Raw genomic sequence first — 26,731 nt, 5'->3', positions numbered from 1 at the left:
TAAAACCTAATTTCGGGCTGCTATGAAAACAATAATGTTTCAGCTTGCCGTTCCATCCAAAACTTAGCCCCGTCCACACCTAATTGGCTCAGTATTGCATAAGCAAATCGTTCCAGTCCAAATGCGATGCATCCCGTATGAACATTGGCTCCGCTTGATGAGTTGATATTAAACGCCTCTGTAAAATAGGTGCCGTGATAGTTAAACGAACCCACGGACAGTTCTTTGTTATTGTAGGGCAAGAGAAGATTCAACTCATACTTGAGCTTCAGCTTTTGCTGCAGCATAGCCTTTGGACTGTATTTGGTTGTGAAAAACGGGTCATTGGCGGATTTGATATTTGCCTCAAGACCCAGCTGGTCAATAAAATTGATAGCCAGTCTGATACATTCCTCCCTGGCTTTGATAACATGTTCATAAGATCCGACCAGTACAATTTCCCTCATAGTAAAATCAAGCAGTCTTTCGACTTTTGTCATATTGATTGATTCATACCGTTTGCATTTTCCGACGGATGTCACGACCAGCATTTCATCCAAATCTATAGTTTGATTCTCATATTGCTTGTAAACATGCGGGCAAATGGCCAATTTATTCATTAATTGCGGTTTGTCAATATAAGTGGTGTCGTAACAGTCACAACCCGCGGACACCTTCTCTGAAAAAGACTGAATCAAATCCAGATCCTCTCTTAGATGAGAGGCAAACATTAAGTGGTTAGGGAACTGTTCGATATAATGGTATTGATTTAAGGTTTCAATGCCGATCAAATCCGGATATACGTATTCTACTGCTCCGAAACGTTTCCCCCAGTTTACAAACATTTGATCCAGCAATTTGAACAGCTCCAAAAATTCTCTTCCGAAACCAATCAGGCCGCTCTCGTAAGGAACAATCCACTTCTGATCCACAAGAGCTTGATAAATATCATAGTCCGGAAACGTATTTTGGGATTGCTTCTCGTACAAGATATCGGAAGTAATTCCTGTATAGCTGTCATCCAATTCGTCTACCAGCCGTTTTAGAGCCGCTTCTATCTCTTCAAACTTATCGCCTTCAATATGTACATGCAAAGAAGCGCCTTCCTCTGATATATTCACAATATCCTTAGAAATATAAGCAAGCTTGTAACGCAGCATTTTGACATAATTCTCATCATTATTCTGTAGCCGCAACTCAATCACCCGCATTGTACTACCGCCCTTCCCGTATGATTATTGGACTTCAATCAAATACTTGCCCTGAACTTTACCTGTATCCGATTTGGGAATCTGGTCCAAAATAAAGATTCTCTTAGGTACCTCCACAGGTAGAAGACATAATTTGCAGTATTCTCTTAGTTCTTCTTCCCGTACTGAACCAGGATTGACGAGCTCAATAAAGGCATGAACCTGTTCATGGAATCCGGGAGAGGGTTTGCCCATCACAACCGCTTCGGCGACAGCAGGATGCGACTTCAAAGCATCCTCAACCTTCTCCGGGCTGACCTTCACGCCTCCCACTTGTATGACATGTCGGAGTCTTCCCGACACCTGAACGCAACCATCCTCCCGGATGGCACCTAAATCTCCAGTACGGTAGGGTATAGAGACCGGTGGAGAGTCAAAGTACCGGTCCATTAAACATTTACCTGTTACCGATAGTTGATTTCCTTCGATAATTTGGAACCGCCTGTTGGGCAAAGGCCATCCGACACTGGACGAGTTTTCCTCCGGCGGCATCTCCGGATAGATACATAGGGTTCCGGCTTCCGTACATCCATAATTATTGCTTATCAAAATCCCAAGATTTGCGTAGGCTTTCTCCCTTAGGTCACCGGTAAGCGGACCACCTGCCGAAAAGGCGCGAATGGGTACAGGCACATCTTCACCCGGAGAGGTGGAGATAAACTCATACTGAAAAGGCAATCCGTAAACGACAACCGGTTGGAGCTGAACCCATCTTTTACGGCATGCGGATGGAAAAAAGTCGCTGACGGTATACACTTTCGAGCCTCTGAGCAAAGGCCAGATAAACCCTCCGCAGAACCCGTAGGAATGATGAAAGGGCGCCATGTTAAAAAAAGTGCCTCCCTCCGGCAATTCCACTGCTTCTTCAAGAGCATGAATTTCATCTGCAATCGCATCCCAGCTCCGGATAACTAGACGGCTCCTGCCGGTTGTCCCGGAAGTAAACTGGCCAAGCCATTCGCCATCAGGACAAATAGGCTGGAGCCGGCCTTTTTTTGTCCATACATAGAAATGACCGGCCCGCCTCATATCCCAATCCTCAACTACCAGATCCTTCACCCTGTCTTGGTCGGATATGAGTATGGAGCACGGGCTACTCAACAAAGCTGACTGCAATTCATGCATGGGCCATTTACTTCCAAATAGGATTTGGGGGCGCTCTGCTTTCATCGCGGTTAATAAGACTGCAAGAAAATGCGGCCCAGATGAACTTGAAATTCCAACGGCACCGTAGGGGGATTCCTGAATACCCCCCTCCACATCCCCTGCAAGAGCTGCGATTTCATTTCCCTGGAACCACTTTTCCGAGCTGGAGGCCAATAGTTCATCCTGACGGTCGAGCAGCTTTAAAAGATCCGTTATGATCGGTAACATCTCTTATCTCCTTTAGATACTGGCAGTCTCGGCGTCCAACCAAATTTCCTCCAACAGGTTAATACCTTGGATCAACTCCGGAGGTAACGTGTAGGGATAGGCTGACAATGCGTCCTGCAGTTGATCCATATTGCGAAAACCGGATAGAGCACATGAAACAAGGTCCTGCGCCAGCACCCACCCCATTGCCGCTTGAACATAAGGGACTTCATAGGCATCACATAATTGAAAATACTCCTTCAACGCTTTTACCTTGTCTGGATTGTCCGTAATTCTTTTGATCCATTTGTTGCGGGAAGGAATTTTTCCGCGTGCACCTTCAGCCGATTCTCCCTTGTATTTGCCGCTGAGCAACCCTTGCGCCAGTGGGGAGTAAGCGACTAATCCGATGCCTTCCTCTCGGCAAACCTGTATCTCCTCCCGGGATGGACGTTGAATCGTATTGTATAGAACCTGGTTGGCCACAACTTGCAAGTTGGCTTGTTTGGCCAACCGGGTAAATTCCTTAATCTGGTCAGCGGGCCACATGCTGATCCCGGCGTATAAGATTTTGCCCTGATTCTTCAGAGTGGCAAGGGCATCAACGGTTTCGTATAAGGGAGTATCCGGGTCAAACCGGTGGCAATAATAAATATCAATGTAATCTGTCTGAAGCCGCGTCAAGCTCTTGTGGCAACTTTCCGTGATATGCTTGCGGGAGAGTCCTGCATCATTCGGCCACTTTCCCACCCGGGCATGTACTTTAGTTGAAAGAACGTAAGCAGATCTCGTATAGCCTTTTAGCGTATTGCCAAGGAGAGTTTCAGACCAACCAGGCAATGCACCGTACATGTCCGCCGTATCAAAATGGCAAATACCCCGCTCCAGAGCTGCGGCAACCATCGGCAGATTATCTTCATAGGTGGAGAAATTCAGCCAAGTTCCCAGACCCAGAACCGAAATCTTAAGTCCTGAATCTCCTAGCCGCCGGCTGTCAATTGCTTCGGACATTTGTTTTTCGTATATTAATTTTCTTTCCATAGCAAGTGCCCCTCAATGTACAGGAAGTCCAAAGGGGAAGAAAAGAATGATCGCACCGCTTCTTCTGGCCGGCATACTACCGGCTCTCCTCCGATGTTAAATGAAGTATTGACAACTGCGGGAAAACCTAAATTGTCCCTGACATTGGTCAACAAATACGAATACGGGTCATCTGGCCGGTTTACGACGGTTTGCACTCTGGTTGTTCCATCAACGTGAGTAACAGCCGGAAGATTATTCTTATCGCCTACGACCGGCAAAGTAAAAAGCATATAAGGCAGCTTCAGGGCTTCCCCGAATACCGGTTCTGCATATTCCTGAAGCATACTGGGACCGTAAGGTCTCCAAGTCTCCCTTTTCTTGACTTCAATATTCAGACGATCCTTGTGGGAGCCTATTGCCGGGTTGGCAATAATACTGCGGTGCCCCAATGCCCGGGGACCGATCTCAATCCCGCCGGAGAACCAGGCACCAATTTTGCCTTCCCCGATCAGTCTGGCTGCGCGTTCAATACTATTCACCGATGTGTAACGAACACCCAGCTTTTTCAACAAGCTTCCAACTTGATCCGGAGTGAATTTCGGACCAAGACCCAAATCATCCATAGGTTTCAAAGAGCGTCCGGTTTCCTGAAACCATAGCTCCGCAGCAGCCCCTATTGAACCCCCGGTATCATTGGCCGGTCCGGGGACAAATATATCGCTGTAAAGTTTTTGACGCAATATTTTACCATTTGTTGTACAGTTCAATGCCACGCCACCGGCAAGACATAAATATTCCTCGCCGGTCCACTCCTTGGCCAGCTTAGCCAAATGTATAATGGCATGATCCAGGGTTAATTGAACACTGGCAGCGAAATTTTTAATCCGCTCGTCAAAAGGAGTGTTCTCCATGGCATAGCAGGATGGAATATCGTAATGGTAGATACGTTTATTCGCAGGACCAAAATCCTTCATAAATTGCTGGACCCAATACTGGGTCACATGCTCATGCGTTGGCAAGGATGGAACATCCATTTCAATTCCGTCATCTGTCAAACGGATGTAAGGCAATAGTTCACCCTCGCCATAAGGAGCCAGCCCCATCAATTTACCTGCTTCCAGCTTTGAGAAGCCCACATACTGGGTAGCCCCTTCATAGAAATGTCCCAGTGACCAATTATTTTTCCAGGAACGGAGCAATTTGATTTGGCCGTCCGCTTGGCCGTGGTAAATGGAAGTTCCAACATCTTCACCGGTCCCATCAATGACCAGAATAGCCGCCGACGGAAAGCCGGAAAATCGGAACGTAGAAGCTGCATGGGACAGATGATGGTTCACATCGATAATTTGATCGGAACGGGGAGATGAACCAAACAGTTCCGTTGGAAAAAGTGCGCGGGGACTGACATTATACTTGGAAAGAGATTGATCCTGAATTGCGTTGCGTTCCCATGGATACGCAATCCGATCGATATCCGATAACTGGAGTCCCCGGCTTTCCAAACACCATTTAGCCGCTTGGACCGGAAACTTGTTCCATGCTCTTTTGCTTCGGATCAATCGTTCTTCTTCAACCGCGCACACCAATTCGCCATCCTCGATCAAGCAAGCTGAACCATCATGATATGGAGCAGAAACACCTAGAATTCTCAATACCGCCACCACCATTATTCGGAATGTATACATTACTCTTCAATAACTTGAATTGTTAATTATCCGGGAGCCCGAAGTGAATTTTTGTTGGCAAAAGGCCTGGACTGGATGAGCCACAACTTCCCGTTATTATCCTCAGCCCATTCAACCTCTTGGTCTCCGCCAAAAATAGTCCTCACCCGATCTGCGACAGCGGCCAGTTGAATAATGAACGCTTCATCAAATATCTCCGAATCCAGTTCAATCCGACTTTTCTCCCGATAATAAATCCCCTTGCCGTCTACAGTAGGGAGACAAACCGTCATTTGGCCGCCTTTTCTAACCGTATAATTCCTTCCCTCCTGCAACGAAGCAGTTAAAAAATCAGGATTCGTCATTCCGGAGACAATATCAACCGCAAGCCCCCAGGCACCTTCCGCAATAAATTGGTCGGAACCCGGTCTGCCCGTTATTAATACACCTGCTCGGCGGGGCGTAATAAGCTCTTGAATAATGATGTTCATCTGCAGGCAGTCATTTTCCAATCGTTGCATGTATTTCCTAGCTGTTTCTGAATGGAGTGCCCTGTTACATTCCTCGACAGCGGAGATTATTTCCTCCATCCCACGAACACCCAGCACACTTTCGAAAATGCCTGCAGCGCTTGCGTAAGATAAATCCTCCGCATTGGAGCTGGATCTTACTGCAAATACCGTATGATCCAAATCAAAATGTTTGTGAAGTTCTTCACTTAAATAAACCTGCAGATCACTCCGGTGGGCCTCCATACATTCATGTGGGATAACCATTAAATCCGGGACTGCCAGCCCCTCTCTGCCGGCCACTCCCAACCTCCATGCTTTTGCCCCGATGGATTGCAAAGAGCAATCAGCCGCCTGATCTAGCGGTATCAATATTGGCATTCTTCTGTTCTCCTTATTCAAGTGACATTAGACACCAAGCTGAATCAAAAAAGCCACTTCCCTAGGAGATAAACATTTGGAGCGCAATTCGTTAGGCTGACCTTGCCTGATCCGGTCATATACACTTTGCGGCGGTTCGGCAGAAAGCCCTCTTCTTAGCCGCAAAGGCGCCTTTCGAAACCAAAAAATATCAGCATATTTCTCCGTTTTTTGCTGCCAGCTCCAAGAATCAACCAAATTGCTGACTGTTCTCGTCCTGGAAATAACGTCATCAACCAGGCTGATGATCCGTTCCGGATCTGTAACCACTGCATCATCAACGGTAACATTCCAAGAAATTAAGGACTCATTCAACTTCCCGGAATGATAGAGATGGTCATAACAATCCACTCGGATATCAGCGCTCACAGCGTATTCACAAATTGTCACCACTTTTTTGGTCGGAATTAAGTAATGCCCGGGCCATAGTTGATCAGGGCTAAGGTTATGAAACTCACGAATAAGCATCAGCGTACCTTTATCCGTCTTATAAGGACCATGCACGGATTTAACGGCGTCATGCCCGCGGAACAAAATTGCTTCTGTATACATAAACAGGGCGGCTTGCAGTTTGTGGATCAGGTTGGAGTGACCGGATGAGAACATTTCTTGATGTGGGAGAATGGCTTGTTTAAGCAGGTTGCGGCCGTCTCTGTTAAAAAGATCGCCCGATTTCAAGATCTCGGCAGAACGAAGCATCTGGGTGATAAATCTCCTCTGGAGATCGAGGGGGGTCCGTATTCTGCGAAGTCCAAAAATGACAACATCGATTAAACGGAATAAACGTCCCGGGTAGACAAAAATCTGGCTCATAAGCTCAGGACCAAGCTCGTCCGTCCAAAGAGCCTCCACATCTTCGAGAAACTCTTGTGCAAAGGTATCTGTGAACAGATGCATGATTGATGAAATTCGCAAAGGCCAATCCTCGTAGTCGTTATAACCCCATGCAACTTTAAGCGATTCTTTGTAGCCCGCCAGCAACTCGTGGTTATCCAAGAACCAACACCTCTCCTTGATCCGCATGAACTTCAACCAAGCTTCCATCCTTTATTATTTGGGTAGCGAGTCCTACTTGTGTCAGGCAGGGAATTCCAATCTCACCTGCTACGATACAGATATGTGCCATAACCGCGCCCGATTCGCAAACAAGCGCGCCTGCATCCAACAGCATCAATGAATACTTGGGATTACTGTGCGGAATAACCAAAACTTCACCCTTTTCAAACGGGCGGGGGTTGTCCGGCCCGGCAACATAAGCCTTTCCTTTATAAACCCCAGGATTGATAACAATCCCCTGTAATTTCTGTGTTTGCTCCACTTTGGGTTACCTCGCCTTTATTTTATTCAGGACATATTCACAAAGCCGATCATAGTTATCAAATAGATCAGGGCACAGATCATCATCAAATACCGCTATGTTAAAACGCTTCTCGACTGCAACAACAAGCTCAATTAACTGTACGGAATCCAGTCCGATGTCCCGCAGCAAAGATGTGTCCCCTGATAATTCTTCCTCCAGCTGAATAGAGGACATTCCTTCCGACAATACAAGGTTCAATTCTTTTCTCACATCCACTAACTCCATGATTAACTTCATTCCTTTCGGCTGATATGGGCAAGCATATCGTTATGTAATTCCATTGGATAAAACAGACGGGCAACATCATCCGCAAAATCGTAATACTCTGGGTCAATACTTAAGTGTTCATTATCCAAGTGAGCAAACCCCTCGCTGGTCAGCCGCCTAACCTCATCCGGAAATACTTGGGTTAGATCCAACCCAAAGTTATCCACAAATTGAGACCGGCTTACTTTCAAGTTTTTGAGGCTCATCACAACATGGCGAGTGATTTGGTCTTTTTGGCTTAACTTATATGATCTGGAAATCGGCAACTTGCCCCCTGCCACCACTTCTTGGTACTCTTTCATGTCAGAGGTATTCTGGTACATGTTCCCTTGAAAATAAGAATGAGAGGATAACCCAATTCCCACCATATCCCCTCCGTATTGGACATTCTGGCGATGCCGGTCGATATATTTGTGATCAGTGGCGAAAGTCGCATTATTGCACATAAAATAACCGTTTGATTCCAGGAAATTTCTGGCCCCGCGGAAATGCTTCGCTTCCGTTTCGTGGCTGATTAGAATCTCTGGATTTCTCCGAACCGCGCTGAACAGCTTTGTATTAAAGAATACTTCCATCTTATATATAGTGATATTCTCCGGGTTGCATTCTTTTAATAATTCAAGTGAGTATTTCCAAGTGTCATCCGTCTCATGGAGCATGCCAGACATCAGATCACAATTGACCCAATCAAATCCGGCATTGCGTATCCGATCATAGGTTTTGTAGAACGTTTCGGTTTTATGGTTACGCCCGTTTGCAGTAAGAATCGTATCGTTCATACTCTGGACACCTAGACTAATCCGGTGCACACCCAATTGCTTCAATGTATTCAATTTCTCTTGTGTCGCTTCCGCTCCGGGTCTCACTTCAACATTAAACTGAAAGTCTTGCGTTTTGGGGAACACTCTCTCAAGGGCTTCCACAATCTGAACGAATTGCTCGGCTGAAAGCATGGTAGGTGTACCCCCGCCGAAATACAAGGTTTGCATGCTGCAGGTTTGAATTTCAGGCCGTTCCGCCAGCAGTTCTATTTCCTTCAGCAGATGCTCTACATACTTGGAGATGGGGTCTTTGCCTTTGTATTCTTCCACACGGTAGTAGCAGTAATGGCAACGTTTAGGGCAGAAAGGCAGATGTACATAGACATTCACAGGACGCCTTTCCCATATCGAAGCAACATGTTTTGTTTGCATGACGCTGTATGGCGGATAATTCGTAACAAAGGTTTCTCTCTTAAGCGAAAGTTCCATAAATCAGATCATCTCCCCCAATGTAATAAATCCGGCTACTCCTTGAAAACCCGCAATGACTAGAAAGTGATATGCTTCTCAATCCAATTGTTATAGCTTGTGCGAATGAATTCTGTCATTTCGCCTTGTTCAGGCCACTCCTTGGAATCCCACTGCCTAACCGGAATGACACCGTGGAGGCTGTTAGTCAGAAAAATCTCATCTGCTTCAAAGCATTCAAGATGGGGTATATTTCTTAGTGAAACGCAAACCCCCTCTTTTTGGGCTAATTCCATAACTGATTTTCTGGCTACACCGGGAAGACCGCCCCATTCAAGTGATGGCGTTACGATTTCATTTCCGTAAACCATAAAGATATTGGTGCTTGTCCCTTCAGCGACATGTCCAAGAGAGTCCAGCATGATGGATTCTTGCGCCTGCTCGGCATGCGCTTCCGTTTTGGCCAAAACCTTATCCAGTGCACTCATGCTTTTTACCCTGCTTAAGGGAGGCCTGGCTACTCTCCAAGATGAACTCACAATCTTCCACCCCGATCCACCGATGGAATTCCATTCCCGTGCTTGGATAACCACCATAGGGTTACAGACCTCAGGAATATCGAATCCTCTTGGCCCGGATCCCCGGGACACAGATAAACGGATATAACCGTCATGGACGTTATTCGAACGCGCTACCATTTGCATGAGCAACAAGAAATCATCATTCGTCCATTCCAGTTTAATCCCCAGGATTTGAAGACCTTGCCGCATACGCTCCATATGGGACGTAAAGCAAATAATCCCACCTTTCCATCTGATTGTCTCAAACAGTCCATCACCATAGAGAAATCCCCTATCGTCAATATTCACCACGGCCTCACTCTCAGCGATAAGCCCATATTGGCAACCAGGGTTGCTTCCCATCCACACCAAATGATTCTTCAAGAATCCACCTTCCGCACCTTCATAATGGATGCCTTCATGCTTCCCCACTTTAAACACACCGGGTATATAACCCCTCCTGAGTTTATTAGAAGCTATGTCATTCTCTCGCAATCACACCTTAACTTTCTTTCGCCTTAATTATGTATGAAAAACATAAATGATGGAGAATAATCCCTCATTTTGGATATTCATAGTATAGTAAGTAATAGAAATATATACAATATTCCGCTAACATATGTCACAAATATTCCATATATTACACACCTTGTATTATTAGTCCACTAACTCTACTAGTTACCAATTAAGAAAAATTAAAAAGATTTAACTTTAAAATAGATTCAGTTTATTTGACCAAAAGGAAGGTTCGGGCGGAGCGGATTACAGCACCAGCCGGGCTACACCGGCCGACCGGGTAGCAGTAAAGCCTAATAAACAGGGCGATCCCCATCCTCTCATTGAGAGGATGGGGATCGCCCTGTCTTTAGATCACTTAACGGGAAAGCACGACTGCTCTTCCTTACTTCTGCAGCTCCAGATCCTTCTGTTTCAGCAGATCTGTGTATTCCGATTTATACTGCTCCAGCTTAAGTTTCAATTCAGCATTATTGGCATCTGTCTTCAGCAGGCTGCTGGTGACCAGAATGTTATCGACAACAGTATCAATTTTTTCGTCAATTTGTTTGATTTTATTTTTGGTGACCGCCGGCAAAGGGTCCGGTGTTGAGGTCGGACGCGGTCCCAGGACGGCATTGGTATTTTTATCATTGGCCAATGCGCCCGCTCCGCTATCTTTCTCATCCAGGTTAATATTCTTGCCGGATATCGAAACCTTATAGCCAGCCAGTTCTCCGATGGCCCGCACCGGGGCGTAGCTTTTCCCATCAATGATTATGGCCGGATCTACCAGCTTCTTGCCGTACACGTTGACTGTATATTCCGCTTGGATTTTCTTTCCTACCAGACTAGAGGTAGCCCCAAGCGCCTGCGCACTAACCATCAGTATTGCCCCGGCAAGAAATCCGGCAGCAATCTTTTTCATAAGAAATTCACTCCCCGTTAAATAATGTACTCCTATCTTAGCATTTTACAGCTCCTGATAGAAATGGTTGGCCGACAATTTTCGCATTCTGCTGCGGCCGCAAAGAAAAAAGGCGTATTTCCACAAGGAAAATACACCTTAGAAGCGGTTGATTCTACGTTTTATGATTTACTGTACATATTCTGATCCTGCAGCCGGATCAGCACCTTACCGAAACGCCCGCCCTGCTGAACCGTTACCTTCTTCTCCTGATACGTGCTGCGTATATAATCCGTAACAATATTCCGGGAAACTTCGTGGGCAGGCAGATGATGCGTCTTCAACAGTTGCAAGACCTCTTCAATTGCCGCCTCTACGGAAAGTTCGGTGCTTTTCATTTCTCGTGTCACAATGGACTCATAGGCATACCCTTTCAAGTAAAGAAGATGGTTCAAATACGCCATATCTGAGGAATCCGGGTGCATCTCCCTCCCGGTCAGCAGCGGCATTACCTCATTAATAAGACTATGCTGTCTGCTCCCAGCTGAAGTACTGATATAACAATATTGACGGGCACAGCTCAGCACTCTCTCCACGCTATCCCAGTCAATGATCACCGGACACATGGAGACGAATACCAGATCAAACCCTTTCTCCCAGCCCATTGCAGCTATGTCAAGGTCCTCGAATGCTTCCCGCACTAAGGTGATCTTTTCTTTTCCGGGGCTGACACGGGCTGTATTGGCCTCAAATAAATCAGCCAGCGGTACGTTGGGCTCAACAGCGGTAACCTTGGCCCCGCGCTCGGCAAAAGGTACGCTGAAGCCCCCTGAAGCCGCACCGATATCCAGCACGGAGAGTCCAGCAAAATCCACTCCCTGCCCTTCCATCCAGCCGATAATCCGCTCGCTTCTGCGTCTTCCGCCTTCACTGAATACCTCTTCATCAAACACCTTGGCCTTATGATCGAACCCATGCGTGGGATCAATGCCAGCACGCTTCATCTGGTTGGCCGTGGATGAGGGATCCTCCTTCCACGCCTGCTCCCACAATTGAATATCAAATAAATCTTTTGCCATCTTTGCTCATCCCTTTCTTGAATATCATTTAGCCTGCATTTAATAGACTTAACAGACTTATTATATCTATAATTTAATTGCAAAAATAACGGCGGTTATAAAGCCACCGTTATCTGTGCAGCAAGCTCGGAGATTTTTTTATTCCGCAAATAATCTTCCATCCGCCGTTCGGCTTCCACCATTTCCTGCTGAATCAGACACTCGCTGGGATGATTTAGCGTGCAATCAAACAACGAGGCGGTGCCTTCAATGGCATGAATGATGTCGAGAAATGAAATGTCTTCCTTCTTGCGCTTGAGCCGATAACCGCCATTCGCACCCGATGCCGACTCGATCAGTCCAGCTTTCACCAGCTTGGTCAATATCTTGGACAGATACGTAGGGGAAACCTCCTGCCGCTCTGCCAACTGCTGTACGCCTACCGGCTTGTCAGACGCAGCCGCCACCAAAAAGAGCATCGTATGCAGCGCATAATTTGTTGCCTTTGAATATTTCATCTTCCACCTCAATCAAAGACTTTATTAGTCTATAATAGCCTTTATTTAAGCGAATTGCAAGCTGCTGTCACTGTTATGTAGCATATTTGCGAAGTATTCCAGATTATAACATGCTGAGATTACTAATGAGAATACTAATAGGTTTCTTATTTGTGTTTGTAAAACTTCGGCTATGCCAATTCAGGCGCAGCCTTCCTGCCTTCCCTTTGCGTGATCCCGCAAAATTCATGCGGCTTGTCCGCGCCCGCTGCCCGCTTCTACAGATTTCAGGCTGATGCAATTATGATAGGATGAGGGCTCAACCTGATTAAAGGAGTACATTTATGAGAGAAGCCGACAAAGGACAGCTTCCAGGACCACCGCTCCGGCACAACTGCTGTATTACCGCTGGCAGGATGAAACAGCCTCCATCCGCTGTCATATACTTTCCCGCTGAAGTAATTCACCCAGATCCCTTCCGGCAGCCAAGCCTTGAATTCGGCAACGCCTGTCTGCTTGTCTACCGGTTGTGTGACCAGACAGGCTATCAGCTCCGTGCCAAAAGTGCTATTCCTTCACGGCGCCGATCATAACCCCTTGATTAAAGTACTTCTGCACAAACGGATACACACACATAATTGGAACGGTGGCAACGATGATCACGGAATAGCGCATCATATTAGCCAAACGCAGTGCGATTTGGGCAGCTTCGCCAGTCCCCATGCCCGACTGCATCTGATTGGTGATCAGAATGTTGCGGAGAATCAGCTGCAGCGGATGCAGGTTCGGATTTTTCAAATAAATCAGCGCATTAAAATAAGAATTCCAGTAGCCCACAGCAATCCATAATCCCAGCACCGCAATGATAGCTTTGGAGAGCGGCAGAACCACTTGGGCAAAATAACGCAGGTTCCCGCAGCCGTCGATCTGCGCCGCTTCCCACAAATCTCCGGGAATGCTGGTCTGGAAAAAAGTACGTGCAACGATAATGTTATAAACGCCTACTGAAAAAGGCAGCACCATGACCAGGAAGGTATCGTACATATGAAAATCGCGGATCGTCAGGAAGGTCGGAATCAGACCGCCGTTAAAAAACATCGTAAAGATGAAGAAGAGCGACAGAAACTTTCGTCCGGCAAGATCCTTCCGGGACAGTGCATAAGCCGCCGAGATATTAACCACAAGCCCAATAGCTGTTCCCACCACCGTGTAGAGGACTGTATTCCGGTACCCGATCCAAATGTTTTCATGCCGCAGCAGCTCTTTGTAACCGTCAAAGGTGAACCCTTTGGGGAACAGCCACACCTGTCCGCCCGCCACCGCAGAAGGATCACTGAACGAAGCTATAATGATAAAATACAGCGGGTACATCAGGATGATCAGAAAGACCACCGCAATGGCATACATTACATATTCCATAACCGTGTCCGAGGAACGGTTGTTTTTTATTTTTCCCATGTTCTCTTTCACTACAGGTTCCAAGACTCCCATGTCTAAGTTCCTCCTTTCTACCACAAACTGTTTTCGCTGAGTTTTTTGGAAATCTGATTGACGATAATGAGCAAGATAAAGTTAATGACCGTGTTGAACAGATTGACCGCCGAGGAAAAGCTGTATTGGCTGCTGAGCAGACCTATTTTGTAGACATACGTTGAAAGAATTTCGCTTGAAGTGGCATTCAGATCGTTCTGCATGAGATAGACCTTTTCAAAGCCAACCCCCAACAGCCCTCCGACTCGCAGGATCAGCAGTGTAACCGCTGTCGGCATCAGCATCGGAATATCAATATAGCGGACTTTATGCCAGCGGCTTGCACCGTCTACAGTAGCGGCCTCGTACAGACTGGGGTCCACTGCAGACAGAGCGGCGATAAAGATAATACTGTCCCAGCCCACATGCTGCCACACATCCGACCAGACATAGACACTGCTGAACAGGCTGGAGGAGCCCATCAGATCAGGGGCTTCTTTGCCAAACAAACTGTACAGATTACCGACAAGCCCGGTGCTTGGGGACAGCAGTATCATCATCAGCCCAACCATAACAACAGTTGAAATAAAATGCGGCATATAGGACACGGTCTGGAAAAAACGTCTAAACCGGTTTGGCCGCATCTGATTGACCATCAGTGCCAGCAGAATCGGGATTGGAAACGTAAGCAGGCTGTACAAGCTGATGATCAATGTATTCTTAATCGTCGATGAAAACTGATAGGAATTAAAAAACTTCTCGAAATACTTGAATCCCGCCCATGGACTGTCACTTATACCCATCGCCGGACTATAATCCTTAAAAGCAATGAGCACCCCATACATCGGTTTGTAGGCGAATAATAATGTAAGCACCACAGCGGGAAGCAGTAACAGATACAGTCCCCAATTTCGTTTCATTTGTCCGAATGCCCGTGCCGGACTGGCTTGACCGGATTTCATGAAATCCCCCCTAAAATTTTGTAAGCATCCGCTTCCTGATTCTGTTTATCTGTTTAATTGCTTTCAGTATATCGCCTCTGCTTCTGCGCCTACCGGACATATAAGGCGCGTTAACCGGACTTTTAGAGTTCGTTTCTGCGGCAAAATGCCGAACAGTTCCGTGACGAACGGGAAGCCATAGGGTATTCGGACTTTCCCTGCTGTTTTCCGGACTTTCACTATTCCAGAAAAAAACGTCCGGCACAGGGTGGTGTGCCGGACGTTTTTCCACGGGATCGTTGAGTGTTGCTTATTGTTCAAGCTCCCGTATGACAGGCGCGGCAATATCCACGCCTAAATCCCGGATGCGTTCCAGATCCTTTTCTACTGCCTTGAACGTTCCCTCTTCACTGTGATTGCGTACATAAATCGAATAGACAACCTGATTCCGCTCACTCCTTCATTCCGATATGAACAGTACATACGGATAGCTATTCGACTTGAGAAACTGAATGACGGCGTCCTCTTTGCAGGAAGAGAGCACAATCACACCGTCGGCCCGCCCTCCCTTGAGGAGACGGGAGACAACCTCCAGCTCCTCCTGCTCATTTGCTCCTGAAGCAATGAGGATATCGAAGCCCAGACGGCTGGCCTGTGCAACAATCCCGCTCATGCATTCCATGGAGAACAGGTAGGAGAACAGCTTCTCGGCCGGCCTCGGCAGCAGAACACAGATACTGTTGGTACTCCTTAAGACCAGGTTCTGTGCGATGATATTCGGGGTATAGCCCAGCTCCTCCATGATCTCCTTGACCTTGCGGGAGGTCTCCTCCTTAACATTCGGATGGCCCGACAATACCCGGGAGACCGTGGAAGGAGAAACTCCGGCTCTACGGGCCACTTTCTTAAGTGTAACTGTCATAACTGCCTCCTTGCGGATAGTGGACTTCATATCCCTTGTTTGCTGAGCCATGAATATAATGCGCCCCGCGCTAGTGAGCTGCGCAGGGCGGATTCGTGGAGTCAAAAAGAGTTATTTTACGCTCATATAACGTTCGTAAGCTTCAGTACGGATCTTGATCAGCTTCTCAATTCCCATGTCATTCAGCTTCTTCACATATGCATCCCAGCCATCATCAATTCCGCCCTTGCTGATAAATTGGGCCCGCATGGTGTTCACATAGGTATCAATATCGGTGGTCAAAGTAGGCAGCTCCTGGAATTCTTCCGCAGTGTACATTACGTTAGGGAAAGGCGTTGTTACGTATTCGCTGCCCAGCTTATCGAGCTGCAGCTTCAAGCCGTCGCCGCTTTCACTGCTCAGCACGATGTTCTTTTCAAAAGACGGGCTTACATATTTCGGCCCGAAATCACGTAGCGATTGATCCCAGTACCAGGCATCCGCGCTGGTTCCGGCTGGCGGGTCCATGAGCGTATAGGTGCCATCATCGTTCTTCTGGATCACAGTGCCGATAGCTCCCCAGAAATTCTGAATGCTTGCTTCATTGGTGTAGAACTGGTCGGCCCAGCGGGCAGCGATTTCCGGTGTTTTGCAGGAAGAGGTGATCAGCAGCTCGTTGCGCGCCAGATTCATCCCGATTGGATTGCCGATCGTATAACGTTTGCCATCCGGTCCGGCAATCGGCGGAATGGTTTCATACTGATCTCCCCATTTGCCAAATACGGCATCGGGAGTCCATTGGTACGAGAAGCCTACAACCGGAGCATCCGGGTTCTGGAATTTGGCCGATCTCATGGTGTCGTCTTGCGTAAACAGCTCTTTATCCAGCAAGCCTTCGTTGTAGAGTTTATTTTCCCACTTGAGGCCTTCCTTGAACGCTTCCGAAGTAGGGTAGTATACTGCTTTCCCGTCCTTGACCAGCATATTGTTGGTATTCAGATCGGTGATCCCGAAAGGACTGATGAGGTCATTACTCACTTCAATATAAGGAATTTCATCCGCCTTGCCATTTCCGTTCGGATCCTGCTCTTTGAATGCTTTCAATACATTGTATAAATCATCAAGGGTATCCGGCACTTCGAGACCCAGTTTGTCGAGCCAGGTTTTGTTGATTACAGGCTGGCGCGAGCTCTTTGGACGCGAAGGCAGTCTTGTGGCCAGAGAGTAAATTTTCCCGTCGGGGAAAGTGCTGATTTTCTTCATATCCGGCGTTTCTTCCATTGCCGCTTTCAGGTTAGGCATATACTGATCAATATAATCATCCAGCGGACGGAAGTAGCTTAAGTTGTTGACGATGTCGGAATCGGAGAAGGTCTGATCCCCCAGTACCACATCCGGAAGCGTGCCGCTAGCTAACATAATGGACTTTTGCTCGGCCCAGTCGTTGGATGACATCACCTGCCAGTCAATCTTCACATTGGTGTTCTTCTCCAAATCCTTAAGCCACTGGTTCTGGGTAAAAGTATCACCCATGCTGCCCCAGCGGACAGTCAGAATCTTCAGGGTCACCGGCTCGCTTACAATCGGCAGACCCTCTTTATTGAACCCGCCCGTTTCGGTCGCCGCGGTATTGTTCTCCTTGTTGTTGCCGCCACAGCCCGCAAGTCCCATGACCATTACTGCTGCCAGAAGACCGGTCATCCATTTCTTTGCCGATGATTTCTTGCTCTGTTCACCCATTCCATAATCCCCCATTTCGATATATACCTCCTCTTTGCAGTTCTAATCATACCTGCTTGCCGCTCAGCATTCCGGACACTTTGAACCTCTTATTCGGACTTCTGCATCCGCTTACATAATATTGAAGCTGCAAAATTATCCGCGGCCTCTTTTTAATAACAGTTTCCAGACTTTTGTTTGCGCTTTCCGGACTTTGCGCCGAAACGGCATCTTGTTCTTATGTTTTTTTCATATAAAGGTTTTATAATGATTTTGTTACTTATAAAAACGCATTCATAGAAATGGCTGCGCAGGAAAGGATACTGGATTTGGGAACTATGGCCAATACAACTTCAGGTAAAGCAGCAACCAAACTGTACCCTGTTCGTCATTATGTAAAAGTTATGCTTCTGATTTCATTCTCCGTGCTTGTTCTGGATTTGGCAATCAGCATCGCTTCTATTTTTATCGTCAAGCAGCAGTCCACAAGGTATTTGCAGGATACCGCTGACCTCTATATCAACCGGATCAATCATGATTTTGCTTACATTAATCACTATATGGGCTGGACACTGGCCAATGATGAAAGCCTCAACACGATGAACGCTTTCCGGATCAACAGCATCGAGTTCTTAAAAGCAAATGAAAACCTGCATAAACGGTTCACCGAGCTGCAGAAAAACTACGGACTGGAGTATAACTTCTTCTACTATTTAAAGAATCAGTCCTACTTTTTGAATTGCGCACCGATCAGCGTGACCTATACCGACTACCGGGAGCTGAAGAAACAGATCATTTCCTATATAGATGATAAAGAGCTGTACGAGAAGTTTTATTCCAAATGGACGCCAGTCCTCGTAAACGGAAAATATTATGTGATCAACATTGTTCCCTATTATAACCGCTATCTCATCGGTCTCATCTCGGCGGATCATCTGATCCGCCCGCTGCGCCAGATCAATCTGGGAGCCAACGGTTATGCATCCCTGGTGGATGAGAGCGGCATCAGCCTTACCAGCCCGGTCTCCAACAGCGGCAAAGTGCTTCAGAACAATGATGGCGTTTTCAATCGGCTGCAGCCCCGTACCACGATCAGCAGTGAATTCACGAGTACAACGTTCAGCGCTGAGATGGTTATTAAATTTGGAGCCTTTGAGAAAATCATGATCGCCCAGCTGCTCATTATGCTGCTGTTCTTCATAGTCACCTCAACGATCTGTGTCGTTATGCTCTTTTTCAAACGAAGGGTACTTGGCCCGATCCAAAGCTTCTCCGAGAATCTGGCACGCATTAATGAAGACGGGCAGCCGGCGGATCTGAAGAGCAGCAAGCTTATTGAGCTGGAACAGGCAAATGACCAGTTCAAAGATCTGGTGGAGCAGATCAAAACATTTAAAATTGCCATGTACGAGCAAGAACTGGAGAAACAGCAAATCCAGCTGGACTATATGAAGCAGCAGATTAAACCGCATTTTTTCCTTAACTGCCTGACCAGCATTTACAGCATGGCGCAAATTCAAATGTATCAGGAGATCGAGGATATGGCGATGTCGACCTCCAAGTATTTCCGCTATTTATTCCAGAACGGCGAGAATTTTGTTCCGCTGGAGAATGAACTTGAGCATGTGCGGATGTATCTGGAAATTCAGCGCCAACGTTACCGGGATGCCTTCGTCTATCATATCGAGATGGCTGAAGAGGCTGGCAGCGTGATGATTCCTCCGCTCGTGCTGCAAACCTTCATTGAGAACTCCATTAAATATGCGATTTCCAGAGATTCGGAAGTGCAGATTAAGCTTACCGTCGGACGTTGCGCGGACGAGGAAGACACTGAGCTGACCATTATCCAAATTTCTGACACCGGACCGGGCTTTCCGCCGGAGGTTCTGGAGAAACTTCATTCCGGATTGCCGCTGGATCAGACGAAAGGCACACATATCGGCATCATGAACACCCTTAAGCGCCTGGAATACCTTTATGCTAAAAAAGCGTCCGTCAGCTTCTCCAATTTGCCGGAAGGCGGCGCTGTTATCACCTTGACCCTGCCGGATCAGCCGGATCTATCATCAGGAATGGAGAGAAGCTTATGAATATATTACTTGTGGATGATGACTATTACGTAATTGCCGCCTTGCAGAAGAAAATAGACTGGAAAATGCTGAATATCGAAACTGTGTATACGGCCAATAACGTGGCGCAAGCGCAGGAAATTCTGGAGAAGCATTCAGTGCAAATTCTGATATCGGACATCGAAATGCCGCAGGGGAGCGGACTGGAGCTTCTGGCGTGGATTCGTGAGCAGAATTACAGTATTCAAGCCATCCTGCTTACCAATTATGCTGATTTCAATTATGCGCAGAAGGCCATCGAATTGCAAAGTTTTGAGTATTTTCTCAAGCCAATCGAATTTGACAAGCTGATGCTAATCATTCAAAAAGCTGTCGTGCGGGCAGCGGAGCAGCAAAGCAACGAGCAGGCGATTCGGGGCGGTTACTTCTGGCAAAAGAATCAAGCGAATAATCTTGAGCATTTCTGGCGCAAGCTGGTCAGCAGCAGCACCTCCTTCCCGCTTAAACCGGGGGACATCGCCCATGCAATTGAAGAGCAGAACCTGTCCTATCAAATGGAAGATCTCCTGCAGCCCATATTGTTCAACGTGTTTCCCCACAATGGAAGCATGGGCAAAGAAGAGAAAGGCCTGTTTGATTTTGCGCTGCTGAATGTGCTGTACGAACTGCTGAACCATCCGGGCTTCTCCATAGAAAGCATCCTGGAAGTTAAAGACTATAACTGGATCGCCATATTAAAATGGAACGACCCGCCGGAGGACGCCGGGGTGCTCAGAGCGTTCAGTGCCTCTTTTATCCAAAAAGCCAATCCCTACTTAAAATGCGATGTCTGCTGCAATATCGGCCTGCCTGGCACACTGAATAAGGTCGGTGTTATTCTCAAACAACTGCTGAATATGGATGAAGAGCTGACCAAATGCCGCAACCAGACCTTCTCCGTGGAAGCGTACTCCCGGCAAAATAAACCACTCTACCTTCCGCCGGATCTGGCACATCTGGAGGAGCTGCTTAATCAGAACAAGCTTGCCGATTTTCTTGGAGAATCCATCTCGCATCTGAACCATATGCTGAGCAACAAAGCTATCGACACCTCTGTCCTGGGCTTGTTCCGGCTGGATATTGTGCAGCTTGTGTATTCCTTTCTGAAGCTGAAGGGGATACAGGCGCATAAATTGTATACCGGCAAAACCAATGATCAGCTGCTGATGCATTCGCTGAGCTCCATTGAGGATATGGAGGAATATCTGAAGTATCTGGTCAACACCGCCATGGAATACCGTGACTTTGCTGCACAGCCCACTTCCATTGCCGAAGAGATCAAGGAGTATATCCATAAGCATTACGGGGATGATCTGACGCGCAATGACTTGGCGGAAATCGTCTATCTCAATCCGGATTATCTGGCCCGGCTGTTCAAGAGAGAGACCGGCGTCTCCCTCGGCAGCTATGTCATTCAAGTCCGGATCGCGGCCGCCAAGCACCTGCTGGAAACGAGCAATATGTCCGTCTATACCATTGCCAATAAAACAGGTTACAACAACTACTCCTATTTCTCCAAGCTGTTCAAGCAAGAGGTCGGCCTCTCACCCAACGAGTATAAAAAGGAACAGCAGGCGCCGCCAGCACTGCATAATTACAAAGCATAGGCAAAGCGGGGGGTGTCTATTGTTTAAGCGGGAATTGTTACTAATTTCTTTTAAAAAACAAAAAAAATCGCCCTTTTAGTAAAAAGGAGGTACCACACAACCACTTCAATTTGGAGCGATTTATTCTGGCGAGACTGCATCACTCACAATTATTTGCTGCTGAAGGCAAACATGATCTCCGCCTGGCAGACCAGTTCTCCATCGACGGTGGCGGTTCCGTTGCCTTTGACAATCTGTCCCTTCACCCGGGTAACTTCGAATTCGAGCCGCAATTGGTCCCCCGGCTTTACTTGACGTTTGAAACGGCAATTGTCGATGCCCGTCAACAGTCCAATTCTATTGCTGTCTTCCTCTGAATTGGACATGGCAATACCACTGGTCTGTGCCAAGGCCTCAACGATGAGCACCCCCGGCATAACCGGGTACTCGGGAAAATGCCCCGTGAAGAACGGCTCATTAATCGTCACATTTTTAATCGCTACCGCTCGTCTTCCTTCTTCAAGCTCGATGACTCTATCGACCAACAGAAATGGATATCGGTGCGGGATTAGCTCCTTGATTCTATTTATATCAAACATAGAACGACTCCTTCCGGTTATAAATCATTACCATTTTACCACATTATAAAAAAGAGGAAGCAGCGAGTTAAACTCTCACTGCTTCCCATTTTTATAAAAGTTATAGGCTGAAGCCCAGTTCTACCAGATGAAAATATCTTTATCCAGCAATCTCAACACAGCTTCAATGAAGAAATAGTCTCCGTAAATAATCGGAATTTCTTTGATTTCACTATGATATGCTCCCGTACCGCCACTGACAATCGAATCCTCCTCAGGATTCCAATTGCAGTATTTACGCTCGGTCGCCTGCAGGATCTTGATGGCGGAGCGGATATACAGCGGTTTCTCGTATTCGCTGACATGCCCGGCAATCTCAAGCAGACCGCAAGCCGCACATACCCCGGCAGTAGTGTCGTAACATACCGGTTCCGCCGGAGCGCGGAAATCCACGAGCGGGATGTAGCCGGTCTCTGCAACATTTGCGATAAAATAATGGGCTACCTGCTTTGCTGCATCGAGATATTCCGTTTTTCCAGTGTGTTTATAGCTCAGAGCCATCCCGTAGACCGCCCATGCCTGGCCTCTGCTCCACGAAGAACCGCTGTCAAACCCCTGACCTCCGGGATTATCGATAAACTCCCCGTTCTCGGGGTCCAACATGACAATATGATTCGAAGAACCGTCACCACGGATTGTTGTCTTCAGCACAGTGTCCGCATGATGGATGGCAACCGCTTTAAATCTGGGATCATTAACTTCCTTGGAGGCCCAATAGAGCAGCGGGATATTCATCATGCAGTCAATAATAATCCAGCCTGTACAATCATTCCCGGAATGAGAATTCCAGGCACGGATAAATTGTCCTAGCGGGTTGTAACGGCCAGCCAGCAGCGACGCGGCGTGCAATCCGCGGATTTTCGACTTTTCACTCCCGGTGATCCGGTAGTTCGCCACGGCGGAATGAAGCCACATGAAACCTACATCATGATGCAATCCCTCGAAGCCTTCCAGCGCCTCGTCCAGCCGGGCTTCCACGCCTTCCGCAGTGGTCCGGTAAAGCTCTTCTCCGGTGGCATGATACATTTGCCATAACATTCCCGGCCAGAAGCCGTTGGTCCACCAGTAAATGTCCTGCTTGCCCATATCTATATATTTGCCGTTCTCGGCTTCGAATGGAATGTCTGTGCCGATTCTTTCACATTCCACAGCCATTTTTTTGCGGATACTTCCCCATATTCCCTCCAGCCATTGCCGGTCATCGGTTGTCAAATGATATTCCATCTTCTGATCCTCTCCCTATTTCTTAGTAGGTATTCTTGCTGCTCTTAAGAGAGCGGACGTTATCCTCCGGACAACTCAAAGCGCAGTGACAGCTTCATGTTCTGCTCCGTGCGGAGCACCGCAAAATCAAGGGCATAAAAGGTTACCAGGCGTCCACGATGAGCTTTATGCTGCAATTCCTGGATTTCCGGGGCCAGCAGCTTATTGTCAAAGACAATCCTTAACGCAGCTTGATCCGAAGACAGGATGACTGCATCTTCTTCAATCCGCGGCTTCAGCGGGGTAATAAATCTTTCCGTAACAGATTCCGGCGGAGAGGCAAACTGATAGCTGTCTTCCAGCATAAGTACGGGCTGACTTGTTTTTGTCCATGTGAACCGGCGTTTCAGCTGCAGCAAGCTGTTATCCGCATAGACCTGGGCCAGGTCTAGCGAGAAGGTCTCCGTCTGCTCCCCGCTCTCCATCTGAACATCGGCTGCCCGGTGCTGCGCACCCGGCGACTGGGCCATTCCGTTGATGATTGGAACAGAGTGTCCGAAACTTGCATTACACAGAATATTGTAGCGTTCCGGGCCGAAATATCCGCTGGTATATTGCCCGGACCCCATATCTGCTAACAGTGTCGTCCCCTCGGCAAAAAGGATGAAATTGCCGACATCGTTATGATTATGCGGCTCATCGTTGTGCCCGCCCTTGGCGGCAAATACAAACCGCCGTCCCTGCGATTCATGCCGGGAAATTAACCACTGCGCTTCCGGCAGGTAGTAGGAAGCCGGCCTCCATGGCTGTCCCTCCGTCTCCCCATGCTGCCAGATCAGATTGCGTAACGACGAAGCCCAGCGGTAGCAATGATCCTCCATGTAAGCGGCCTCATAACTGCGCGACGGTATGTCAACCTCTTCAAACCGGGCATGCAGATAGTGGGACAAGCCCATAAACACGCCTGCTACTGTCCGGGTATCGGAGAAGCTCACGGTATGGCAATCATCAAGAAATGCTTTTTGCTGAAACATGGCAATTTGCCGGATTTTAGGTTCTGCCAGCAAATCGAGTGCTCCACCGGTCTGGGTCTTCAGCAGATCCGCAAAATAAACATAAAATCCGAATCCGTATTGCCAATAACCATACCCCTCCGTGCACGCGCCATCAGCAGGATAGCCTGACAGAAAGCTGTCCATCGCAGGAAGTACACGGGCTAGCACGACCGCCGTATCCTCGGCATTGTCCAGGATATACAATGCTGCGGCTCCGACAGAACCTGCGCAGACGGCCGCCCAATTATGCTTGGATTCTTCCCAAAAAAAGCTGCGCTCGGTGAATGGAGTCAGCACACGATGAAGAACCTCGGAGATGACCCGTTTACGTACAAGTTGCGGCAGATTATCCCCGTGCAGATGCAGTAATTCTGCAAGCGCAAAAGCGGTTTCCGCCGAGAATAGATCTATTGTGGCTGCCGGTACTTCCTTGCCCGCTGCAATCGAACCTTCGGGAAGCGCGGGATCATTCTCCGCCTCACCGGCAAGATGTGCCGGAACGCACCAGGTATACTCGTCGCAGACTGCCCATAAGGTATCGCACAGCGCATCACGGAACACAAGGTTATCCGGCTCCAGCCATGCCAGCAGCCCAAAGGTTCTCAGCCGGTTTCTCCTGTTGAAATAGACCGTCTCATACTCCATCCGGGTGCCTCTTTCGAAATAAATCCGAAACAATGTGTAAGAAAGCTCTGGAATCGCTGTCGCCAGCAGCGCTTCAGCCTCCGCCCGGATCTCTGCCAGCATGGGCTGCAAGGCCGGCGAACCGAGCACCTTCTGCCTCAGCAGCTCCGGATAATCAGCCAGATACAGCTTGGACGATTCCGTGCGCAGCAGCATTTGTTTTATTTCCTTGATTTCGAGCATTATTAACCCTCCTGATCAGTCCATCCCTTCATATCACCCAACCGAATACTGTCTGCCGTATTGAGTTATTTCCCCTCCTAGTTTACCTTTATAGTAATGCAAGTTCTTTGCGATTAATGTTTGATTTCTTGCGAATATTGCTATATGTGGAGGCCGTTAAACTTATGAAACATTCCCAGTATTATGAGAAAATTGCCGCGCCCTTGTTGGCGGGAATCGGAAATTCACCCTTATCGCCTACAAAAGATTTTCACATTCATGACCATTATGAAATTTTCCTCTTTCTGAACGGAACAGTGAACGGCTTCGTGGACCAGTATTGCTATCCGCTGCAAAGAGGCTCTGTGCTGGTATTCAATAATCAAGAAATCCATAAAATCATCAATTTGTCACCGGGACCCTATGAACGGGTAACCATCCATTTCAAAGCAGAGCTGGTGTATCCCTTCTGTACCGCGGAGACGAATCTCCTGGCCTGTTTCCAAAACCATCAACCGGGCAAGCAGAACATTTCCCATATGGACGAACCTCAGTTGAATGAATATATGCGGCTGGCTTCCCGGCTGATTGATGCGTTAAACCACCCGCAGTATGGCAGCGATGTGCTCGCCCTGACCTATCTTGTGCAGTTGCTGGTATTCATCAATGGTCTCTACAACAAGTCGCATTCCCCGGTTCCCAGCATTATTTCCGCCTTGATCGAATCGGCAATCCATTATATCGACAACCATCTGCATACCGGCCTTTCGCTGGAGCAGGTTTCCAGTGAGCTGGCCGTTGATAAATACTATTTAAGCCACCTGTTCAAACAACAAACCGGGGGCACCCTTTACCGCTATGTACTGCTAAAAAAAATAGCTTTGGCCAAGCAGCTGCTAGCTGGAGGAAAATCAGTATCCGAGACCTGCTACCTGGCCGGTTTTAATGATTATGCCAATTTCATCCGCACCTTTAAGAATATTGCCGGAGTTTCTCCCGGAAAATATAGCAGAAGCACCTGAGAAACCGGCCCATCTAGCCTGTGTCTTTGCAGCAGCGGAGCAAGTCCACTTCACCATACACCTCGCACCTTGCTTGACAAAGTTTCGATCAATACTTAGAATTAATATATCTTGATAATCTAGATAATCGTCAAATAACCTTCTCGTCTATCCAACATATTTTTCTGAAAGGGTGCGGAACAATGTCATTAGTCGTTTTATACGCTACAAAATCAGGAGCCACAGAGCAATGTGCCAAAATCCTTTCGGAAGAGCTTTCTCACTGTACGCTTTGCAATATTGATTCCGGGATACCAAACCTGGAGGAATTTGATAGTGTTATTCTTGGAGCTGGAGTAAGAGACGGAAAGCTGTATAAACCGATCCGCGATTTCATCAAAAAAAATCAAACCGAACTGCTGAAAAAGCGTGTGGGTTACTACATTTGCAACGAAAAGCCAAAAAAAACGGAAGAAATCATCGAGGCGAATTTTCCTGAGGAACTAAAAAAAGCAGCGGTCTGCATTGAATCCTTTGGCGGTTATAAGGCCTATGCCGCGCCGAAGGAAGGCACGGATCAGCTGAAAGGAATTTTCGTAGATAGAATAAAAGCATTTTCCGAAAAGTTCAAAGAAGATTAAAATACAAATCTATAAACATTCCCATATAAACCCTTTTATGTTATGTTGGAT

At 47.4% G+C, this 26,731-nt stretch carries 24 protein-coding genes; 4 read left to right on the top strand and 20 right to left on the bottom strand.

Annotated elements, in window-relative coordinates; genetic code table 11:
* Positions 1–20 precede the first annotated feature (20 nt).
* The 17 genes from NYE29_RS20005 to NYE29_RS19925 form a co-directional block, all read right to left on the bottom strand.
* Positions 21–1,190 (bottom strand): aminoacyl--tRNA ligase-related protein, encoded by a 1,170-nt coding sequence (locus NYE29_RS20005; RefSeq protein ID WP_340897181.1) that lies wholly within the window; start codon positions 1,188–1,190, stop codon positions 21–23.
* Positions 1,191–1,214: 24 nt separating this feature from the next.
* Positions 1,215–2,603, bottom strand: coding sequence for a class I adenylate-forming enzyme family protein (locus tag NYE29_RS20000; protein ID WP_340897180.1), 1,389 nt, complete (start codon positions 2,601–2,603; stop codon positions 1,215–1,217).
* A gap of 12 nt (positions 2,604–2,615) precedes the next feature.
* Entirely contained in the window at positions 2,616–3,623 is a 1,008-nt protein-coding gene (locus NYE29_RS19995) for an aldo/keto reductase family protein (protein WP_083675860.1), read from the bottom strand.
* The gene (locus NYE29_RS19990; protein ID WP_340897179.1) at positions 3,608–5,257 is read right to left on the bottom strand and encodes a carbamoyltransferase family protein; all 1,650 of its coding nucleotides are present in this window, start codon (positions 5,255–5,257) and stop codon (positions 3,608–3,610) included. Before NYE29_RS19990 ends, NYE29_RS19995 begins: the two co-directional genes overlap by 16 nt.
* 59 nt (positions 5,258–5,316) lie before the next feature.
* Complete coding sequence (locus NYE29_RS19985) at positions 5,317–6,159, bottom strand: PEP/pyruvate-binding domain-containing protein (protein WP_076113387.1); 843 nt, start codon at positions 6,157–6,159, stop codon at positions 5,317–5,319.
* 27 nt (positions 6,160–6,186) lie between these two features.
* Entirely contained in the window at positions 6,187–7,194 is a 1,008-nt protein-coding gene (locus NYE29_RS19980; RefSeq protein WP_076113388.1) for a hypothetical protein, read from the bottom strand.
* Entirely contained in the window at positions 7,187–7,516 is a 330-nt protein-coding gene (locus tag NYE29_RS19975; RefSeq protein ID WP_076113389.1) for a PEP-utilizing enzyme, read from the bottom strand. Before NYE29_RS19975 ends, NYE29_RS19980 begins: the two co-directional genes overlap by 8 nt.
* 6 nt (positions 7,517–7,522) lie before the next feature.
* A complete protein-coding gene (locus NYE29_RS19970) occupies positions 7,523–7,768 on the bottom strand; it encodes an acyl carrier protein (protein WP_179091841.1) in 246 nt (81 codons plus the stop codon).
* A gap of 23 nt (positions 7,769–7,791) precedes the next feature.
* Positions 7,792–9,075 carry a coproporphyrinogen-III oxidase family protein gene (locus NYE29_RS19965; protein WP_076113391.1) on the bottom strand — a complete coding sequence of 428 codons (1,284 nt, stop codon included), beginning with the start codon at positions 9,073–9,075 and terminating at the stop codon, positions 7,792–7,794.
* A gap of 59 nt (positions 9,076–9,134) precedes the next feature.
* On the bottom strand, positions 9,135–9,998 hold the full coding sequence (gene pabC, locus NYE29_RS19960; RefSeq protein ID WP_340897178.1) for an aminodeoxychorismate lyase: 864 nt from the start codon (positions 9,996–9,998) through the stop codon (positions 9,135–9,137).
* Between the two features lie 517 nt (positions 9,999–10,515).
* The gene (locus NYE29_RS19955) at positions 10,516–11,037 is read right to left on the bottom strand and encodes a hypothetical protein (protein WP_076113393.1); all 522 of its coding nucleotides are present in this window, start codon (positions 11,035–11,037) and stop codon (positions 10,516–10,518) included.
* Positions 11,038–11,198: 161 nt separating this feature from the next.
* Positions 11,199–12,095: a methyltransferase domain-containing protein gene (locus NYE29_RS19950; protein WP_340897177.1), complete on the bottom strand. Its 897-nt coding sequence runs from the start codon at positions 12,093–12,095 to the stop codon at positions 11,199–11,201.
* Positions 12,096–12,190: 95 nt separating this feature from the next.
* Positions 12,191–12,592 (bottom strand): Rrf2 family transcriptional regulator, encoded by a 402-nt coding sequence (locus tag NYE29_RS19945; RefSeq protein ID WP_076113395.1) that lies wholly within the window; start codon positions 12,590–12,592, stop codon positions 12,191–12,193.
* A 546-nt stretch (positions 12,593–13,138) separates the two neighbouring features.
* Positions 13,139–14,062, bottom strand: coding sequence for a carbohydrate ABC transporter permease (locus NYE29_RS19940; protein ID WP_340897175.1), 924 nt, complete (start codon positions 14,060–14,062; stop codon positions 13,139–13,141).
* Positions 14,063–14,079: 17 nt separating this feature from the next.
* Positions 14,080–15,003, bottom strand: a complete 924-nt coding sequence (locus tag NYE29_RS19935; RefSeq protein ID WP_340897173.1) for an ABC transporter permease — start codon at positions 15,001–15,003, stop codon at positions 14,080–14,082.
* Positions 15,004–15,442: 439 nt separating this feature from the next.
* A complete protein-coding gene (locus NYE29_RS19930) occupies positions 15,443–15,904 on the bottom strand; it encodes a LacI family DNA-binding transcriptional regulator (RefSeq protein ID WP_340897171.1) in 462 nt (153 codons plus the stop codon).
* 111 nt (positions 15,905–16,015) lie between these two features.
* Positions 16,016–17,623: an extracellular solute-binding protein gene (locus NYE29_RS19925; RefSeq protein ID WP_340899763.1), complete on the bottom strand. Its 1,608-nt coding sequence runs from the start codon at positions 17,621–17,623 to the stop codon at positions 16,016–16,018.
* A gap of 317 nt (positions 17,624–17,940) precedes the next feature.
* Between NYE29_RS19925 and NYE29_RS19920 the strand changes: the two genes are divergently transcribed.
* Positions 17,941–19,692: a sensor histidine kinase gene (locus NYE29_RS19920; protein ID WP_340897170.1), complete on the top strand. Its 1,752-nt coding sequence runs from the start codon at positions 17,941–17,943 to the stop codon at positions 19,690–19,692.
* Positions 19,689–21,317, top strand: coding sequence for a response regulator transcription factor (locus NYE29_RS19915; protein WP_340897169.1), 1,629 nt, complete (start codon positions 19,689–19,691; stop codon positions 21,315–21,317). The genes NYE29_RS19920 and NYE29_RS19915 overlap by 4 nt, the downstream gene beginning before the upstream one ends.
* 149 nt (positions 21,318–21,466) lie before the next feature.
* Here NYE29_RS19915 and fabZ read toward each other — a convergent pair whose 3' ends face one another.
* From fabZ to NYE29_RS19900, 3 genes are all read right to left on the bottom strand, one after another.
* Positions 21,467–21,895, bottom strand: a complete 429-nt coding sequence (fabZ, locus tag NYE29_RS19910; RefSeq protein WP_076113398.1) for a 3-hydroxyacyl-ACP dehydratase FabZ — start codon at positions 21,893–21,895, stop codon at positions 21,467–21,469.
* A gap of 120 nt (positions 21,896–22,015) precedes the next feature.
* Positions 22,016–23,158 (bottom strand): glycoside hydrolase family 88 protein, encoded by a 1,143-nt coding sequence (locus NYE29_RS19905; protein ID WP_076113399.1) that lies wholly within the window; start codon positions 23,156–23,158, stop codon positions 22,016–22,018.
* A gap of 59 nt (positions 23,159–23,217) precedes the next feature.
* Positions 23,218–25,059, bottom strand: a complete 1,842-nt coding sequence (locus NYE29_RS19900; protein ID WP_340897167.1) for a heparinase II/III family protein — start codon at positions 25,057–25,059, stop codon at positions 23,218–23,220.
* Positions 25,060–25,223: 164 nt separating this feature from the next.
* On the opposite strand from NYE29_RS19900, the gene NYE29_RS19895 reads away from it, so the two are divergent.
* Together NYE29_RS19895 and NYE29_RS19890 are read left to right on the top strand one after the other, a co-directional pair.
* Positions 25,224–26,060, top strand: coding sequence for an AraC family transcriptional regulator (locus NYE29_RS19895; protein WP_179091842.1), 837 nt, complete (start codon positions 25,224–25,226; stop codon positions 26,058–26,060).
* Positions 26,061–26,242: 182 nt separating this feature from the next.
* Positions 26,243–26,680: a flavodoxin domain-containing protein gene (locus NYE29_RS19890; protein ID WP_340897166.1), complete on the top strand. Its 438-nt coding sequence runs from the start codon at positions 26,243–26,245 to the stop codon at positions 26,678–26,680.
* The last annotated feature ends 51 nt before the right edge of the window (positions 26,681–26,731 follow it).

The sequence above is a fragment of the Paenibacillus sp. FSL M7-1046 genome (genome assembly GCF_038007405.1).
Taxonomy (GTDB): Bacteria; Bacillota; Bacilli; order Paenibacillales; family Paenibacillaceae; genus Paenibacillus_AQ.
This window is presented reverse-complemented; position numbering and strand designations above follow the sequence as displayed.